Below are 17,116 nucleotides of genomic sequence, written 5' to 3' on the forward strand. Positions count from 1 at the left end.
GTGACGCACAGGTCACACAGGGGCAACATGGGCGTTCGTGCGGGGCGTTGGAACCCTTGTCCCGGCGGATTCGCAGCCTTCGGTGAGCGAATCGAAGCGCTTCGAAAAATATTTGTTTTGTGTACGATCAAAATCAGGAACCACAGGAACGGACCCCCCATGAAGTTCACCGACGGCTTCTGGCAGATGCGAGACGGTGTCCACGCCTCGTACGCCACCGAACTCCGCGACCTCCGCCGCGACGCCGACCGCCTCACCGCCTACGCTGCCGTCCAGCGCGTGACGCGGCGCGGCGACACCCTGAACGCCCCGCTGATCACCGTGGAGGCGTACGCCCCCGCCGAAGGGGTCATCGGTGTCCGCGTCACCCACCTCGCGGGCAAGCGCCATCCGGGCCCCGACTTCGCCCTGCCCGGCGCCACCGGTGACCCCGCCGCCACCACCCGCGAGGACGCCGGCGCCGCCGAGCTGACCAGCGGGCCGCTCACCCTGCGGCTCCCCGCCGACGGCTTCGGCCTGGAGTTCCGGGACGCGGACGGGCGCGTCCTGACCGCCGCCGGACGCAAGGGGACCGCCTTCGCCACCACCGGCGACGGCGCGCACCACATGGTCGCGCAGCTCGCGCTGGGCGTCGGCGAGACGATCCACGGGCTCGGCGAGCGGTTCACGCCGTACGTGAAGAACGGCCAGGTGGTCGACATGTGGCAGGCGGACGGGGGGACCAGCAGCGAGCAGGCGTACAAGAACGTCCCGTTCTACCTCTCCTCGCGCGGCTACGGCGTCTTCGTCAACCACCCCGGCAAGGTCTCCTTCGAGGTCGGCTCCGAGGCGGTCGGCCAGGTGCAGTTCAGTGTCGAGGACCAGACGCTGGAGTACTTCGTCGTCGCCGGACCCACCCCCAAGGAGGTGCTGGCCCGCTACACCGCGCTCACCGGCCGCCCGGCGCTGCCCCCGGCCTGGTCCTTCGGCCTCTGGCTGACCACCTCGTTCACCACCGCGTACGACGAGGCGACCGTGACCTCGTTCGTGGACGGCATGGCCGAGCGGGGCATCCCGCTCTCCGTGTTCCACTTCGACTGCTTCTGGATGCGCGAGTACCAGTGGTGCGACTTCGAGTGGGACCCGGCCGTCTTCCCCGACCCGGCGGGCATGCTCGCCCGGCTCAAGGCCAAGGGTCTGCGGATCTGCGTCTGGATCAACCCGTACATCGCGCAGAAGAGCCCGCTGTACGCGGAGGGCGCGGCCCGGGGCTACTTCGTCCGCACCCGCGAGGGCGACGTCTGGCAGTGGGACAAGTGGCAGGCCGGCATGGCCCTGGTGGACTTCACCAACCCCGAGGCCACCGCCTGGTTCCAGGGCAAGCTGGGAACCCTCCTCGGCCAGGGCGTCGACGGCTTCAAGACGGACTTCGGCGAGCGCATCCCCACCGACGTCGTCTGGCACGACGGATCCGACCCGGAGCGCATGCACAACTACTACACGCACCTGTACAACAAGGCGGTCTTCGAGCTGCTGGAGAAGGAGCGCGGCCAGGGCGAGGCCGTCCTCTTCGCCCGTTCGGCCACGGCTGGCGGCCAGCAGTTCCCCGTGCACTGGGGCGGCGACTGCTGGTCCTCCTTCGAGGCGATGGCGGAGTCCCTGCGCGGCGGCCTGTCCCTGAGCCTGTCCGGCTTCGGCTTCTGGAGCCATGACATCGGGGGCTTCGAGGGCACCCCGGACCCGGCGGTCTTCAAGCGCTGGCTCGCCTTCGGGCTGCTCTCCTCGCACAGCCGGCTGCACGGCTCCTCGTCCTACCGCGTCCCGTGGGAGTTCGGCGACGAGGCCGTCGCGGTCACCCGGCGCTTCACGGAGCTGAAGCACCGCCTGATGCCCTACCTGTACGGGGCGGCCGTCGAGGCCCACCGCACCGGCGTCCCCGTGATGCGTCCGATGCTGCTGGAATTCCCGGACGACCCGGCCGCCCGCACCCTGGACCGGCAGTACATGCTCGGCCCCGACCTGCTGGTCGCCCCGGTCTTCAGCGAGGACGGCGAGGTGGAGTACTACGTCCCCGAGGGCACCTGGACCCACCTCCTCACCGGCGAGCCGGTCACCGGCCCCGCCTGGCACCGGGACACCCACGGCTTCGACGGCCTGCCGCTGCTGGTCCGCCCCGGCGCGGTCCTCCCGGTCGGCGCGGACACCGCCCGGCCCGACGCCGACTGGACGGACGGCCTCCAGCTGCGCGTGTACGCCCCCGAGGGCACCGGAGACCTCCGCCGCACGGTCACCGTCCCCGGCCTCACGGGCGGGCCCGCCGCCACGTACGAGGTGATCCGCGAGGGCGGCACGCTGCGGGTCACGGCCGACACGGACCGGCCGTACGAGGCGGTGACGGTCACGCCCGGGGCGCCCGCTCCCGCGATCTGACCCAGGCGGTGAACGCCTCGACCGCGTCCACCACCGCGTCGAACCGCAGCGAGTGGTACAGGTCGAAGGCGTGGTTCCCGCCGCGCAGCTCCGCGTACACGACCGGGCTCTCGGACGCGTCGCGCAGCCCCTCGGCGACCTCGCGGATGTCGGCGGCCGGCACCAGCGGGTCCAGGTCGCCGTGGACGATCAGCATGGGCGGCGCGTCCGGCCGGGCATGGCCCAGCGGGGACGACTCGGGGCCCTGGTGCCAGTAGGCGCCCAGGAAGCCGTTCAGCGCGATGAAGCCGGTGACCGAGGTGTCGGCGTCCTCGAAACCGGGCTGGAACGCGGGGTCGTCCGGGGTCAGCGCGGCGACCGAGCCCATGTGGCCGCCCGCCGAACTGCCCGCCACGAACAGGGTCGACGGGTCGGCACCGTACTCATGGGCATGCTCCCGTGCCCAGGCGATCACCCGCTTGAGGTCGATCATGTGCTCGGGGTGCCGGACCTGCGGCTTCAGCCGGTAGTTGGCGCTGATGGTCACCCAGCCCCGGCTCGCCAGCCGGTACAGCAGCGGCAGCGACTGGCTGTTCTTGTGGCCGCCGGTGTAGCCCCCGCCGTGCATGTGGATCAGCACCGGCGCCCCCTGCGGGCGGGCCCGGTGGTGGTACACGTCGAGCAGATTGCGGCGGCCGGCCTCCCCGTACGACAGATTGGCCACGCGCCGCACGTCTCCCCGGCGCTTGAGGATCGGTACGAACAGGACGCGGAACCACGGGGGCCGGTGCCGCAGCCCCTCGGCGAGGTCCGCGTCGATGGCATCGCGCCACCCCTCGCCCAGCCCCTCGGTCATCGCGCGCTCGATCCGGTCCCGCTCGCCCCACGCGCGATGGGCGATCACCGCGAGCCCGGGCGCGGTCACGGTGGCCAGCGCGACGATGCCCCAGGCGCCCGGCGAATCCATGACGTCGTCCTGGGCGAACGCCATCGCCGTCGGCACGAGCAGCATCCAGAAGAACGCGGCGAACGGCAGCTCGTTGGCGGCCAGCCCGAGGATGTAACTGGGGCGGCCCAACGGATGCTCGAACGGCACCGGTCTCAGCGCACACCAGGTGCCGATCGCGACGATGAGCACGGGAATCAGATATCCGACAGGCACGGCACCTCCTGGAACGGCAGCCGGGCCTGCCTACTCACGCGCACCCCCGGTCGAGGGCAGCGCCCACCAGTCTTCCCCGCCGCCCGCGAGGCATCAACGACGATACTGGTAACGTCTTTTGACTCTGGACTAAACAATCCGGGGGGCCGGGCGTGGAGATGCGGGAGATCGAGATATTCCTGACGCTCGCGGAGGAGCTGCACTTCAGCCGTACCGCCGAGCGGCTGGGCGTCAGCCCCGGCCGGGTCAGCCAGCTCGTCAAGAAACAGGAACGCCTCATCGGCGGCCCCCTCTTCGACCGCACCACCCGCACCGTGCGCCTCTCGCCTCTCGGTGAACAGCTGTACGAGGCGCTGAAGCGCGGCCATGAGCAGATCACCCGGGGCATCGAAGCCGCCAGGGCCACCGCCCGGGGCACCAGGGGCACCCTGACCCTCGGCACCATGGGCCCGTACGCCCTCCAGATCAAGGACACCCTCGACCTCTTCCAGGCCCGCCACCCCGACGCCCGCATCCGGCACCGCGAGATCCAGCCCGCCTCACCGCTCGACCTCCTCCTGTCGGGCGACGTGGACATGGTCTACGTATGGCTGCCCGCCGAAGGGCCCGGCCTGACCGTCCTGCCGACCGCGCACACCTCCGCGCTGCTCCTGATGGTCAGTGCCGGACACCCCTTCGCGGAGCGGGAGTCCATCTGCCTGGAGGACTTCGGCGACTGCGCCGTGGTCGAGGGCGGATCGATCCCCGCCGCCATGGAGGAGGTCCTCAACCCCCGGCACACCCCCTCCGGCCGCCCCGTCCGGCGCGGCCCCCGGGTCACCACCTGGCAGGAAGCGCTCAGCGTCGTCGCCTCGGGTCAGGCCACCGCCGCCGTACCGGCCGAGACACAGGACTTCTACGCCTGGCCGAGCCTGGCCTACGTCCCCATCCGCGACGCACCCCCGTGCCGCTGGGCCCTGGTCTGGCGCACCGAGGCGGAGACCCCCCTCATCCGCGCGTTCGCCGAGGCGTCGTCCGACGCCGGCCGGCTCAGGGACTGACGCCCCACGGGCGCGCCCGCCCGCCCCGGCCCGGCCGGAATGCGATCGTGGACCGGCGGGTTAGTGCCTGTACGGGCGGGTTAGCGCCCGTACGGGGAACGTGAGCGGTAACAGCACTGAGAGCGGATGGCCTTCACATGGGCGAGCTGATCCTGATCCGGCACGGCGAGACCGAGTGGTCCCGCGACGGGCGCCACACCAGCCACACCGATCTGCCCCTGACCCCCCTCGGCGAACGCCAGGCCCGCGCCCTGGCCCCGCTGCTCGCCGACCGCTCCGTCGCGCTCACCCTGGTCAGCCCCCTGGTCCGGGCCCGGCGCACCGCCGAACTCGCCGGGCTCGCGGAGCCCCGCATCACCCCGGAGCTGCGCGAGTGGGACTACGGCGGCTACGAGGGCATCACCACGGACGAGATCCGCCGCACCCGGCCCGACTGGAACCTCTGGACCGACGGGGTCGGCGCCGGCCCCGCGGCCCACCCCGGTGAGACCCCGGCACAGGTCGGGGCCCGGGCCGACCGGGTGCTGGCCGAGGTCGCGGAGGCGGCCGGACGCGCCGGCGAGGAGGACGTCGTGCTCGTCGCCCACTCCCACTTCCTGCGCGTCCTGACCGCCCGTTACCTGCGCCTGACCCCGGCCGAGGGCACGCTCTTCCAGCTGGCCACGGGCGCCGTGTCCCGGCTGGGCCGGGAACACGGCAACCCGGTCATCACCGCGTGGAACGTCACTCTGCCGGAGAGCCTGTTCCCGGCGGCCGTCCCGGAGACACCGGAGACACCGGAGACACCGGAGCGGACCTGACGGCGGCGGTTCGGCCCGGCGGCCTCACTCCAGGCCGTCGGTCATCGCGTTGAGCAGGGTGCCCGACGCGTCGTCGTTCTCCAGCGAGAAGGCGAACATCCCGGCCAGCCCCTTGCTCTTGGCATAGTCCGCCCGGGCCTGGATGGCGCGGGGGGTGTCACCGGTCCAGAAGTTGGAGCCGTCGTAGATCCAGGAGCTCTCGGTGACCGGGTCCCAGTGGGTCTGGGCCTCCGTCGCGTTCAGCTCCTTCCAGGCGGCCAGCCCCGCCTCCTGGCTCAGCTGCTTGGCGGGGGTGGGGCCGGTGGCCGACTGGTAGAGCCCGTAGTCGTCACCGGCCGGGACGCCGGTCCAGCCGCGCCAGTAGAAGGGCACGCCGAGCACCAGCTTGGCGGCCGGGAAGCCGCCCGGGATGCCGTACTCGGGGAGCCCGTCGGTGTAGGCGGTGACGGCGGTGTCGAGGTTGTACTTCGCGGTGCCGGGCGCGATCGGCGTCGTCGGGTCGGCGGGGCTGTCGTGCAGCGGGTCCTGGTGGTTGGTGGGCCCGGTGGCGTCCCAGGCGCCGTGCATGTCGTACGTCATGACGTCCGCGTAGTCCAGGTAGTCACCGATCTTGTCGGTCTCCAGGTACGTGATCTTGTCCTGGCTGCTGGGCAGCGCCGCGGTGAGCAGGAATCGCTTGCCGACCGTCGCGCCGTACGCGTCGAGCTGGGTGCGGAACTCCTTGAGCAGCAGCGTGAAGTTGGCCTTGTCGGCGGGGGAGTAGTGGTTGCCGGTGTGGCCGCCGGCCGAGCCCGGGTACTCCCAGTCGATGTCGATACCGTCGAAGATGCCGGCCGCGGAGGCGGGGCCGCCGGACGGGTCGCCCTGGACGTTCTTCGGCAGGTCGCCCTTCATGAACATGTCGATGCAGGAGGAGACGTACGCCTTCCGGGAGGCGTCGGTCGCGGCGGCGTCGGAGAAGTACTTGGAGTAGGTCCAGCCGCCCAGCGAGACGGTGAACCGCAGGTTCGGGTACTTCGCCTTCAGCGCGCGCAGCTGGTTGAAGTTCCCCTTCAGCGGCTGCTCGTAGACGTCGGCGGTGCCGTCCACGCTGTCCGCCGCCGAGACGTCCGCCTGATAGTCGGCGTAGGCGTCACCGGCGCCGTCGCCCGCGTTCGGGTTGTCCTCGTTGCCCGCGTCGGACGCCTTGATCGTCTCGAAGCACTTGTGCGTCGTGGGGTGGATGTTCTCGAACGCGTAGGTGACCACGTCCAGCCCGGCGGCGGCCCCGCTGGTGCCGATGTGCTTCGGGTAGTAGGCGTTCTCGTAGATGCCCCACTGGTCGAAGTAGGCGGAGGCGTACGGCTTCGCGGCCGGTGCGGCCCCGGTGGTCACGGTGACCGCCGTGGACTGGGCGGAGGCGTGCGAGCCCTGGTAGCCCTGCACGGTGAAGGTGTAGGTGTGGTTCGGGAGCAGCGAGCTGACGGCGACGGTGGTGCCCATCGAGGTCGCCACCAGCTGCCCGTCCGACCACACCTTGTACGAGGCCACGCTGCCGTCGTCCGACGAGGTCGTCGAGCCCTGCCACTTGAGCACGGCCGCGTTCCCGGTGACCTTGGACGCGGTCAGCCCGGTGGGTGTGGTGACCTTGCCGTCACCGGCGGGCCCGTTGGGGTCGGTGGGTGGGTCGGTGGGGTCCGTGGGGGGATCGGTCGGATCGGTGGGCGGGTCGGTGGGGTCCGTCGGGGGATCGGTCGGGTCGGTCGGCGGGGGCGTGGAGCCGCCGCCCGGTCCGGTGAGGCTGAGGTCGTCCGCGTGGTAGGCGCCCTGCCCGTACCAGCCGTGCGTGTAGACCGTGACCGAGGTGGTGTTCGCACCGGTCGTGAAGGTCGTGGACAGCTGCTGCCAGGAGGACGCGGACGGCGTCCAGGCGCTCGCGTCCACCCCGCTGCCGGTGGCGCCCAGATAGACGTACGAGCCCTGCACCCATCCGGACAGGGTGTACGAGGTGTTGGGCCGCACGGCCACGGTCTGGCCGCACTGTCCGGTGTCGGCGGCGGTGGCGTTGCCGGACAGGCCGCCCGATCCGCTGTGCGCGGTGGCGGTGACCGAGGCCCCGTTCGTACAGGTCCAGCCGCTCAGCGAGCCGGCCTCGAAGCCGGCGTTGGTGAGGATTTCGGCGTCGGCCGCGGCGGCGTGGCCGGGGACGGCGGCCAGGGCGGCCCCGGAGGCGACGAGCACGGCGGCGACCGCCAGCGCTCCGTTGCGTCGTGCGCGGGCCGCCGGTCCGCGCACCTGCGCGGTCGGGGAGCCTGCTGGGCGTGCGGACATCGTGCCACCTCCGGGTACGGGTGCGGTTTATGTGTGCATGCCAGACGGCCGTCCTGTACGGAGATTGGACTGGACCAATGCGCCGGGTCAAGCGTGAAGCGGGACTTGGGAGAAACTTGGTGTAGACCAATTTCGGCCGAACCCGCCGTACGCAGCACGACCGGGCGGGACCAGAAGGCCCCGCCCGGTCGTCTCGGTTCACGCGGTCAGGCGATCAGCTCCACCTCCGCGAGTGACGCCGAGCCGTCGAACACCAGCCGGTAGTGCGCGTACGAGCCGGGGGACTTCACGGAGAAGGCCCGCGTCTGCTTGTCCCAGGCGAAGGACTGGCCGGACCGCTTGTCGAGGTCCTGCCAGCTCTTGCCGTCCGACGAGCCCTGGAGCACCCAGCCCTTCGGCGCCGTCGCCCCGGCCGCCGAGGTCAGCGTGTACTGGACGCCCTTGACGGCGGACGGGACGGGCAGCCCGACCGTGGTGGCGGTGCCGGTGGTGGCCGAGGTGTTGTCGAACAGCGGGCCCTCGCCCTTCAGCACGTCCTTGCGCGGGGCCGGCACCTGGTCGTCCTTGGTGATGGAGACCGGCGCGGCGTCCTTGCCGGTGCCCCAGGCGGACGGCTTCGGGCCCATGGCGAAGTCCAGCGTCCCGCCCCTGGCCAGCAGCTCGTGCGGCAGCGAGGTGGAGGTCCACTTCCTGCCGTTGACCTTCAGGCCCTGGACGTAGATGTTCTTCGCGCTGTTCTTCGGCGCCTTCACGACCAGCTTGCGGCCGTTCTCCAGATGCACGGTCGCCTTGGTGAAGAGCGGCGAGCCGATCGCGTACTCCCCGCTGCCCATCACCAGCGGGTAGAAGCCGAGCGAGGAGAAGAGGTACCAGGCCGACTGCTCGCCGTTGTCCTCGTCGCCGTGGTAGCCCTGCCCGATCTCGCTGCCCGTGTACAGCCGGCCCAGCACCTCGCGGACCTTCTCCTGCGTCTTGTACGGCTGTGAGGCCGCGTCGTACATGTACGTGACGTGATGGGCGACCTGGTTGCTGTGCCCGTACTGGCCCATCCGTACGTCACGGGCCTCCGTCATCTCGTGGATGACCCCGCCGTAGCTGCCCGCGAACTCCGGGGTGCCGGTCTCCGGGGTGGCGAAGTAGGTGTCCAGCTTCTTGGCGAGCCCGTCCCGGCCGCCGTACAGGTTGGCCAGGCCCCTGCTGTCCTGCGGGGCGGTGAAGGCATAGCCCCAGCCGTCGGTCTCCGTGTAGTCGTAGCCCCAGACGCGCGGGTCGTAGAGGTCCGACGGCAGCCGCCAGTCGCCCTTCGCGTCCTTGCCCTGGAAGAAGCCGGCCTTGTCGTCGAACAGCTCCACGTAGTCGCGGGCCCGGTTCATGAAGTACTCGGACTCGTCCTTGTAACGCTGCTCGTGCGTCTTCTCGTACAGCGCCTCGCCCATCTTCGCGATGCCGTAGTCGTTGACGTAGCCCTCCATCGACCAGGACATGCCCTCGTGGGTCGTGGTGTCCGCGTACCCGGTGAACGGGGACGTCTCCATGCCCTTGCGGCCCACGCCCGAGGACGGCGGGACGACCGTCGCGTTCTTCACGGCCGCGTCGTACGCCGCCTTCGCGTCGAAGTCCACGCCCTTGACGTACGCGTCGGCGAACGCCACGTCCGAGGAGGTGCCGGTCATCAGGTCCGCGTAACCCGGCGAGGACCAGCGGGAGATCCAGCCGCCGTCCTTGTACTGCTGGACGAAGCCGTCCACCATCTCACCGGCCCTCGAAGGCGTCAGCAGCGAGTACGCCGGCCAGGTCGTCCGGTAGGTGTCCCAGAAGCCGTTGTTCACGTACACCTTGCCGTCCACGATCTTCGCGCCGGTGTGCGTCGGGGTGTCCGAGCCGGTCTGCGGCGAGAAGGGGGAGGCGTACTTGTCCTTGCCGTCGACCTTCTCGGAACCCGAGTTCGGGTAGAGGTAGAGCCGGTACAGGCTGGAGTACAGCGTGGTCAGCTGGTCGGCGGTGGCGCCCTCGACCTCCACCTTGCCCAGCAGGCCGTCCCAGGCGTCCTGCGCCCTGTCCTCGACCCGCGCGAAGGAGCGCGAGGCGGGGATCTCGGCGGCCAGGTTCTTCTTCGCCTGGTCGACGCTGATCAGCGAGGTCGCCAGGCGCAGGTTCACCGTGCGGTCCTTGCCCGCGTCGAAGCGCAGATAGCCGGAGACGTCTTCACCGCCGCCGCCGGAGAGCTTGCCGCTCGCGGTGACCGGTGCGTCGAAGACGCCGTACACGAACAGCCGCGTCGCCCCGGTCGAGCCGCCGCTCTTCACGTCCGAGAAGCCGGTGAACGAGCTGGTCGCCGGGTCCAGGGTGAGCCCGCCGTCGTTGGAGACGTTGTCGAAGACGATGCTCGCGTCCTTGCCCGGATACGTGAACCGCATCCGCGCCGCGTGATCGGCCGGCGTCATCTCGGCCTTGAGACCGTTCTCGAACGTCACGCCGTAGTAGTGCGGCCGCGCGGTCTCGTTCTCGTGCCTGAACGGCAGCGCGCGGGCCGTGCGCGAGGCGTCCGGGGTGCCGGAGGCCGCCGAGGGCATCAGCTGGAAGGTCTGCCGGTCACCCATCCAGGGGCTGGGCTCATGGCTCGCGGCGAACGCCTGGAGCGTGGGCAGGTTGTCCGCGTTGTTGCCCCGCGCGTAGTCGTAGAGCCAGCTGGTCGAGCCGGCGTTGGTGACCGGCGTCCAGAAGTTGAACCCGTTGGGGACCGCCGTCGCCGGGAAGTTGTTGCCGCGCGAGAAGGAGCCGCTGGAGTTGGTGCCCCGGACGGTCGACGCGTAGTCCGAGAGGTGCGCCTTGCGCTTCTCCGGCTTCGTGGGCGCGATCTTCAGGTCGTCGATCCAGCCCTGGAACTTCGCCGGGCCCTTGGGCGAGTCGTACGCGATCAGGATGCGGTCGACGGTCTTGCCCGCCGCGACCGTGCCGATGGCGGCGTCGACCTTGTTCCACTGGTTGACGTAGAGCCGCTTGGCGTCCGCCTGGCCCTGCGGCGTCAGCAGCCCGCCGTTGGTGTCGGTGGCGCCCAGGCCGCTCAGGTAGGTGCCGTCCGTGAAGGCCAGGTCCACCGCGACATGGGTGGCCGGGTAGGACAGGTCCGTCTCGCCCATCTGCGGGTAGACCAGGTAGGACAGCTCGGTGTCCCGCTCGACGCGCGTGTTCACGTCGAACACCTTGTTGTACGAGTAGGCCCGGCCGTCCGCCTGGTGGGTGCCCGCGTACCGCAGCGCCTTCTTGCCGGTGAAGCCCGCGCCGGCCTTCGCGGTGGGGGAGCCGGAGGGGCCGTTGCCGACCTGCGTGCGCATGTCGGAGGGCGCGGGGGTGGAGGTGTCGCCGTCGGAGAACTGGACGTCGGCGAGCTGGGTGGCGTCGGTGGCGCCGTTGTTCTCGGTGATGTTCAGGCGGAAGTGCTGGTACGCCTTGTCCGTCTCGAAGTCGTACGACTTGGTCTGGAAGCGCTCACTGAAGGTCTGGCCCGTCCGGGTGTCCAGGTCCGTCCAGGTCTCGCCGTCCGCGGAGCCCTGGAGCGTCCAGTCCTTCGGGTCGCGCTCGTCGTGGTCGTCGGCGGAGGTGAGCGAGTACGTAACGACCTCGACCGGCTCGGTGAGGTCGAACTCCAGCCAGGCGGTGGACTCGAACGACAGCCACTTCGTACGCGACTCGCCGTCCACGAGGTTCTCCTTCACCTCGCCGCCGCCGGTGTTCTCGTCGCTGGCGCGGACGTCGGTGACCCGGTCGGTCACATTGCCCGGTATTCCGGAGGAGAATCCGCCATCGACACCCGATGACCGCTTCTTTCCGTCCGGACCCTCTTCTACGGAATTGCGCCAGTCCGGCTGCTTCTCGTCTTCTTCGAAGGACGTGCTGAACGTCCGTTCACCCGTGGGCCTTTGGCCTCTCGGGCCAGACCCGGCCGATTGAGCGGCGGCCGCCGTGGGGGCTGTCACGACCAGGACCAGAGAGGCCGCGATCAGCGCTGCCGTGCTGCTTCGTCTCGTACGAGAACGGTGTCGGGGGTGCATGCCGAGCCATTCCTCCCGGGGAAGTGTGCGCTTGGACAACGTTGTCAGAAGATGCGCAGGAACAAGTAGGGAGGCAAGTGACTGATGGTGTCAAGGGAGTTGGATCGGGGGCCGGCGCCGAATCGACCGGAATGCGGAAAACGTTACATCCGAAGGAGGGTCCGGAGTGTCGAGGTATCCGCGAGGTCTCAACTCGGGAAAGACTGCCGTGCAACCTTGCTTTCGATCTTGCTCAGTTGGCAACAAGTGGACTATACCTGTCGGCGTCCGCACAGCTGCTTCACCGGTTGTGCGGCTGGGGGACACGGGGGCAGGACAACACGACGCCGCAGGTGCGTCGGCTGTTCGGTGCCCCGGCGCCCCCCACGGCAATCGTTAGCCTGAAATCTGAACCACCCAAGCGCAACTGACCGCGGTGGCGGGGCCCTTCGCTGAGGCGAATTACGACGGGGCGACCGGTACACACCGCCTGAGTCCTGGAGAAGGCGAGGACTTGAGCATGGGATCCACCTCCGCCCACAACAATGAGGGCCTTGGCCGTCGCGATGTGATCAAGCGTTCTGCCGCACTCGGTCTGATCACCGTTCCGACCATGAGCTTTCTGTCCGCCTGCGCGAGCGGCGACAGCAGCGGCGACGAGCCCGTCAAGAAGGGCAAGACCAGCGCGAAGAACCCGCTGGGTGTCAACGAGAGCGCCGCGCTCGACGTGGTGATCTTCAACGGCGGCTTCGGCGACCAGTACGCCAAGGACGCCGAGAAGAAGTACGGCGAGGCGTTCCCGAAGGCCAAGGTCAAGCACACCTCGACGCAGAAGATCCAGTCGCAGCTCCAGCCGCGGTTCAACGGCGGCACCCCGCCGGACCTGATCGACAACTCGGGCGCCGAGCAGATGGACATGGGTGTCCTGGTCGGCAAGAAGCAGCTGCTCGACCTGACCCCGCTGATGGACGCCCCGTCCTACGACGACCCGAGCAAGAAGGTCCGCGACACCCTGCGGCCCGGCATTCTGGAGATGGGCCAGTTCGACGGTGAACAGGTCTGGATCATGAACTACGCCTACACCGTGTACGGCGTGTGGTACTCGCAGACCAACCTGGAGAAGCTGGACGCGGAGTACCCCGAGACCTGGGACGACATGCTCGCCCTCTGCGCGAAGGCGAAGAAGCAGGGCGTCGCGGGCTGGACCTACGCCGGTAAGTACCCGTACTACCTGCCGTTCTCGCTCTACCCGTTCATCGGCAAGATCGGTGGCCGGGAGGTTCTCGACAAGATCGACAACCTGGAGCCGAACGCCTGGAAGGACCCGTCCGTCAAGGCGGCGTTCGAGGCGTACTACGAGCTGTACAAGAAGGGGTACATCCTCAAGGGCACCCCGGGCCTGACCCACATCCAGTCGCAGACCGAGTGGACCAAGGGCAAGGCGCTCTTCATCCCGAACGGTTCGTGGGTGGAGAACGAGGCGGCGCCGACCACGCCCAAGGACTTCAAGATGATGGTCGGGGCGCCGTCCAGCCTGGACTCGTCCGACAAGCTGCCCTTCGGCACCATCTGGGCCGCCGGCGGGGAGCCCTTCATCGTCCCGGCCAAGGCGGCCAACCCGCAGGGCGGCATGGAGCAGCTGCGCATCATGCTCTCCGAGGAGTCCTCGAAGAACTTCACCAAGCAGGTGAAGTCGCTGAGCGCCTTCAACGGCGGCACCGACGGCCTGACCCTGTCCACGGCCCTCCAGTCCGGCGTCGACGCGCTGACGAAGGCCGGCGACAACGTGGTGAACCCGCGGCTCCAGGACTGGTACGGCAAGCTCCAGAAGGAGCAGATCGGTACCGCCTGCCTCGGCGAGATGATGGCCGGGCGCATGACGCCGGCCGAGGCCATCAAGAAGATCCAGGAATACGCGGACGCCGCGGCCAAGGATCAGTCCATCAAGCACTACAAGCACCAGTGAGCAACCGTCACCAGCGGCGGCACCCGCGGAAAGATCGGGGTCGGTAAACGATGCAGCACGGCAAGTACCGGTTCATTGTGGGGTTCCTGGTAGTCCCCTTGGCCTTGTACGCGGTCTTCGTCATCTGGCCGTTCATCCAGGCCATCTACTATTCCTTCACGGACTGGACCGGACTGAGCCCCGACTTCAAGATGGTCGGCTTCGGCAACTACTCCAGGATGCTGAAGGACGACATCTTCTGGAAGTCGCTCCAGCACAGCGTGATTCTCGTGTTGGTGCTGCCGCTGGTGACGTTGGGCCTCGCGCTCTTCTTCGCCTTCATGCTCAACGTCGGGGGCCGTCGGCGCAAGAACGCCGCGGTCGCCGGCGTGCGGGGATCGGGCTTCTACAAGATCGCCTATTTCTTCCCGCAGGTCCTGTCGATCGTCATCGTCGCCCTGCTGTTCCAGTTCGCGTACAACCCGCGTTCCGGCATGATCAACGCGGCGCTGAAGGGGGTCGGCCTCGACTCCGTCCAGCCCGAGTGGCTGGGCGATCCGAATCTGGCGCTGATCTGCGTCATGGTGGTGCTGGTCTGGTCGACGGTCGGCTTCTTCGTCGTCCTCTTCTCGGCCGGCATGGCGTCCATCCCCAAGGACTTCTACGAGGCGGCGCTCCTGGACGGGGCCAGCCGCATCACGACGTTCTTCAAGATCACCGTCCCGCTGCTCTGGGACACCATCCAGTCGGGCTGGGTCTACATGGGCATCCTGGCCCTCGGCGTCGAGGCGTTCACGGCCGTCCAGGTCATGACGGTCGGCCCCGGCGGACCCGCCTACTCGACCTCGATCCTGCCGCTGTACGTCTACCAGACCGCCTTCCGCGACGGTCAGGCCGGATACGCGACGACGATCGGTGTCGGACTGCTCATCGTCACCATGGCGTTCGCCGCCGTCGTGATGCGGCTGGGCCGGCGCGAGCGGCTGGAGTTCTGATGCCGCGCTTCCCGGGACGCGTTCCCCGCACCCCCAGCAGGCAAGACAGCCCGGCCGCGGCGGCCGGCTCGACAGTAGTACGAGGTGAGCACGCGTGAAGGCCACTGAAACCCCTCCCGCGGTCGCGGCGACGGATCCGGCCCCCGTGTCCAAGTCGTCCGCCCCGGCGGGCAAGGAGAAGAAGAGCGGCGAGGGGAAGACCCTCAACGTCTTCTCGCACGGTGTGCTGATCATCTGGGCGATCCTGGTGGTGCTGCCGCTGCTCTGGGCGATCATGTCCTCGTTCAAGAACGACGACTCGATCCTGTCGACGCCGTGGGCGCTGCCGGACAAGCTCCACTTCGAGAACTGGTCGCGCGCCTGGAGCCAGGCGCACATGAGCGACTACTTCTTCAACACGATCGTCGTGGTGGGCTGTTCGCTGATCGGCACGCTGCTGCTCGGCTCGATGGCGGCCTATGTGCTCGCCCGGTTCGACTTCCCGGGCAACCGCTTCATCTACTACATGTTCATCGGCGGGATGAGCTTCCCGATCATCCTGGCGCTGGTCCCGCTGTTCTTCGTGATGAACAACATGGGGATGCTGAACACGCGGCACGGACTGATCCTGGTCTACATCGCGTACTCGCTGCCCTTCACCGTCTTCTTCCTCACCTCCTTCTTCCGGACCCTGCCGGGGTCGGTGGCGGAAGCGGCGATGATCGACGGAGCCTCGCACACCCGGACGTTCTTCCAGGTCATGCTGCCGATGGCCAAGCCCGGCCTGATCAGCGTCGGCATCTTCAACTTCCTCGGCCAGTGGAACCAGTACATGCTGCCGACGGTGCTGAACACCGACCCGAAGTACCGGGTGCTCTCGCAGGGTCTGGTCGAACTGGCCAGCAGCCAGGGCTACAAGGGCGACTGGTCCGGCCTCTTCGCCGGTCTGGTGATGGCGATGCTGCCGGTCCTCGCGGCCTACATCATCTTCCAGCGCCAGGTCGTGGCCGGGCTCACCGCGGGAGCGGTGAAGTAACACCCCGTACACCCTGAGCGCACTTCACGAACGGAACGAACCGCCCGCCGGCATCCCAGCCGGCGGGCGGTTCGTCTGTGTACGGGGGAGTTCGCCCCGGCCGCGAGGTGGGGGAGCGGTGCTCATCGGTGGCTCCGACTGCTCAAGGTCTTGACGGGGCCCACCCCAAAACGGTCAGCTTAGAGTTCACATGTTGGAGAATATGGCAGGAGTGAGTGAGTCGATGGAGACTCCGGGGTCGCAGACGTCTCTGCATCGCGCCAACCTTGAGCGGGTCGTGCGCGCCGTACGCATGGCTGGTTCGCTCACCCAGGCGGAGATCGCCAGGAGTACGGGCCTCTCCGCGGCCACCGTCTCCAATATCGTTCGCGAACTGAAGGACAGCGGCACGGTCGAGGTGACCCCCACCTCGGCGGGCGGCCGCCGGGCCCGCAGCGTCTCGCTCAGCGGCGACGCGGGCATCGTGATCGGCGTCGACTTCGGCCACACCCACCTGCGCGTGGCGGTCGGCAACCTGGCCCACCAGGTGCTCGCCGAGGAGTCCGAGCCGCTGGACGTCGACGCCTCGTCCGCCGAGGGCTTCGGACGGGCGGAACAGCTGGTCAACCGGCTGATCGAGACCACCGGGATCAGCCCGGACAAGGTCATCGGGGTGGGCCTCGGTGTACCCGGCCCGATCGACGTCGAGTCCGGCACCCTGGGCTCCACGTCGATCCTGCCGGGGTGGACGGGCATCAACCCCAGCGAGGAGCTCGCCGCCCGCCTGGGCGTGCCGGTGTACGTGGACAACGACGCCAACCTCGGCGCCCTGGGCGAGCTGGTCTGGGGGAGCGGCCGGGGGGTCAGGGATCTCGCGTACATCAAGGTCGCCAGCGGTGTCGGCGCCGGTCTGGTGATCGACGGGCACATCTACCGGGGCCCGGGCGGCACGGCCGGCGAGATCGGCCACATCACCCTGGACGAATCGGGCCCGGTCTGCCGCTGCGGCAACCGCGGCTGCCTGGAGACCTTCACGGCCGCGCGCTACGTCCTGCCCCTGCTCCAGCCCAGCCACGGCCCCGATCTCACCATGGAGCGGGTGGTCCAGCTGGCCCGCGAGGGCGATCCGGGATGCCGGCGGGTGATCGGTGACGTCGGGCGGCACATCGGCAGCGGGGTGGCCAACCTCTGCAATCTGCTGAACCCGAGCCGCGTGGTGCTGGGCGGCTCGCTGGCGGAGGCCGGGGAGCTGGTCCTGGGGCCCATCAGGGACTCCGTGTCGCGTTACGCGATCCCCAGCGCGGCCCGGCAGCTGTCCGTGCTCCCGGGGGCGCTGGGGGGCCGCGCGGAGGTGCTGGGCGCGCTGGCGCTCGTGCTGAGCGAGATGGGGGATTCGACCCTTTTGGAGAGCACCCTCCCCGCGGCCACTCCTGCCTTCACTTAGATAACGA

General features: G+C 69.2%; 10 protein-coding genes. 7 read left to right on the plus strand and 3 right to left on the minus strand.

The genetic code is table 11. The annotated features are described in order from the left end of the window. Positions 1-159: 159 nt before the first annotated feature. Complete coding sequence (yicI, locus tag OG338_RS24680) at positions 160-2,409, plus strand: alpha-xylosidase (RefSeq protein WP_405939403.1); 2,250 nt, start codon at positions 160-162, stop codon at positions 2,407-2,409. Here yicI and OG338_RS24685 read toward each other — a convergent pair. Next, entirely contained in the window at positions 2,378-3,550 is a 1,173-nt protein-coding gene (locus tag OG338_RS24685; protein ID WP_405939404.1) for an alpha/beta hydrolase, read from the minus strand. The two genes, yicI and OG338_RS24685, sit on opposite strands and share 32 nt — an antisense overlap. A 158-nt stretch (positions 3,551-3,708) precedes the next feature. On the opposite strand from OG338_RS24685, the gene OG338_RS24690 reads away from it, so the two are divergent. After that, on the plus strand, positions 3,709-4,590 hold the full coding sequence (locus OG338_RS24690) for a LysR family transcriptional regulator (RefSeq protein ID WP_405940522.1): 882 nt from the start codon (positions 3,709-3,711) through the stop codon (positions 4,588-4,590). Positions 4,591-4,727: 137 nt separating this feature from the next. Continuing rightward, a complete protein-coding gene (locus tag OG338_RS24695; RefSeq protein ID WP_405939405.1) occupies positions 4,728-5,390 on the plus strand; it encodes a histidine phosphatase family protein in 663 nt (220 codons plus the stop codon). A gap of 24 nt (positions 5,391-5,414) precedes the next feature. Here the strand turns inward: OG338_RS24695 and OG338_RS24700 are convergent, their stop codons facing one another. Then, on the minus strand, positions 5,415-7,700 hold the full coding sequence (locus OG338_RS24700) for a glycosyl hydrolase family 18 protein (protein ID WP_405939406.1): 2,286 nt from the start codon (positions 7,698-7,700) through the stop codon (positions 5,415-5,417). Between the two features lie 206 nt (positions 7,701-7,906). Then, the gene (locus tag OG338_RS24705) at positions 7,907-11,752 is read right to left on the minus strand and encodes a GH92 family glycosyl hydrolase (RefSeq protein WP_405939407.1); all 3,846 of its coding nucleotides are present in this window, start codon (positions 11,750-11,752) and stop codon (positions 7,907-7,909) included. Between the two features lie 499 nt (positions 11,753-12,251). Between OG338_RS24705 and ngcE the strand changes: the two genes are divergently transcribed. The 4 genes from ngcE to OG338_RS24725 all read left to right on the plus strand — a co-directional run bounded on the left by ngcE (position 12,252) and on the right by OG338_RS24725 (position 17,109). Further along, a complete protein-coding gene (ngcE, locus tag OG338_RS24710) occupies positions 12,252-13,697 on the plus strand; it encodes an N-acetylglucosamine/diacetylchitobiose ABC transporter substrate-binding protein (protein ID WP_405939408.1) in 1,446 nt (481 codons plus the stop codon). A gap of 50 nt (positions 13,698-13,747) precedes the next feature. Beyond that, positions 13,748-14,671, plus strand: a complete 924-nt coding sequence (locus OG338_RS24715) for a carbohydrate ABC transporter permease (protein WP_405939409.1) — start codon at positions 13,748-13,750, stop codon at positions 14,669-14,671. Positions 14,672-14,765: 94 nt separating this feature from the next. Next, complete coding sequence (locus tag OG338_RS24720) at positions 14,766-15,686, plus strand: carbohydrate ABC transporter permease (protein ID WP_405939410.1); 921 nt, start codon at positions 14,766-14,768, stop codon at positions 15,684-15,686. A 223-nt stretch (positions 15,687-15,909) separates the two neighbouring features. Next, entirely contained in the window at positions 15,910-17,109 is a 1,200-nt protein-coding gene (locus OG338_RS24725; protein WP_405939411.1) for an ROK family protein, read from the plus strand. Positions 17,110-17,116: the final 7 nt, after the last annotated feature.

Origin of the sequence: Streptomyces sp. NBC_00726 (genome assembly GCF_045161735.1) — a bacterium.
Lineage (GTDB): Bacteria > Actinomycetota > Actinomycetes > Streptomycetales > Streptomycetaceae > Streptomyces.

What these genes read in the sequence shown, in the direction of transcription:
- yicI (WP_405939403.1), top strand. Translation starts at nt 160, where the DNA reads ATGAAGTTCACCGACGGCTTCTGGCAGATGCGAGACGGTGTCCACGCC.
- ngcE (WP_405939408.1), top strand. Translation starts at nt 12,252, where the DNA reads ATGGGATCCACCTCCGCCCACAACAATGAGGGCCTTGGCCGTCGCGAT.
- OG338_RS24715 (WP_405939409.1), top strand. Translation starts at nt 13,748, where the DNA reads ATGCAGCACGGCAAGTACCGGTTCATTGTGGGGTTCCTGGTAGTCCCC.
- OG338_RS24705 (WP_405939407.1), bottom strand. Translation starts at nt 11,752, where the DNA reads ATGCACCCCCGACACCGTTCTCGTACGAGACGAAGCAGCACGGCAGCG.
- OG338_RS24695 (WP_405939405.1), top strand. Translation starts at nt 4,728, where the DNA reads ATGGGCGAGCTGATCCTGATCCGGCACGGCGAGACCGAGTGGTCCCGC.
- OG338_RS24690 (WP_405940522.1), top strand. Translation starts at nt 3,709, where the DNA reads ATGCGGGAGATCGAGATATTCCTGACGCTCGCGGAGGAGCTGCACTTC.
- OG338_RS24700 (WP_405939406.1), bottom strand. Translation starts at nt 7,700, where the DNA reads ATGTCCGCACGCCCAGCAGGCTCCCCGACCGCGCAGGTGCGCGGACCG.
- OG338_RS24725 (WP_405939411.1), top strand. Translation starts at nt 15,910, where the DNA reads ATGGAGACTCCGGGGTCGCAGACGTCTCTGCATCGCGCCAACCTTGAG.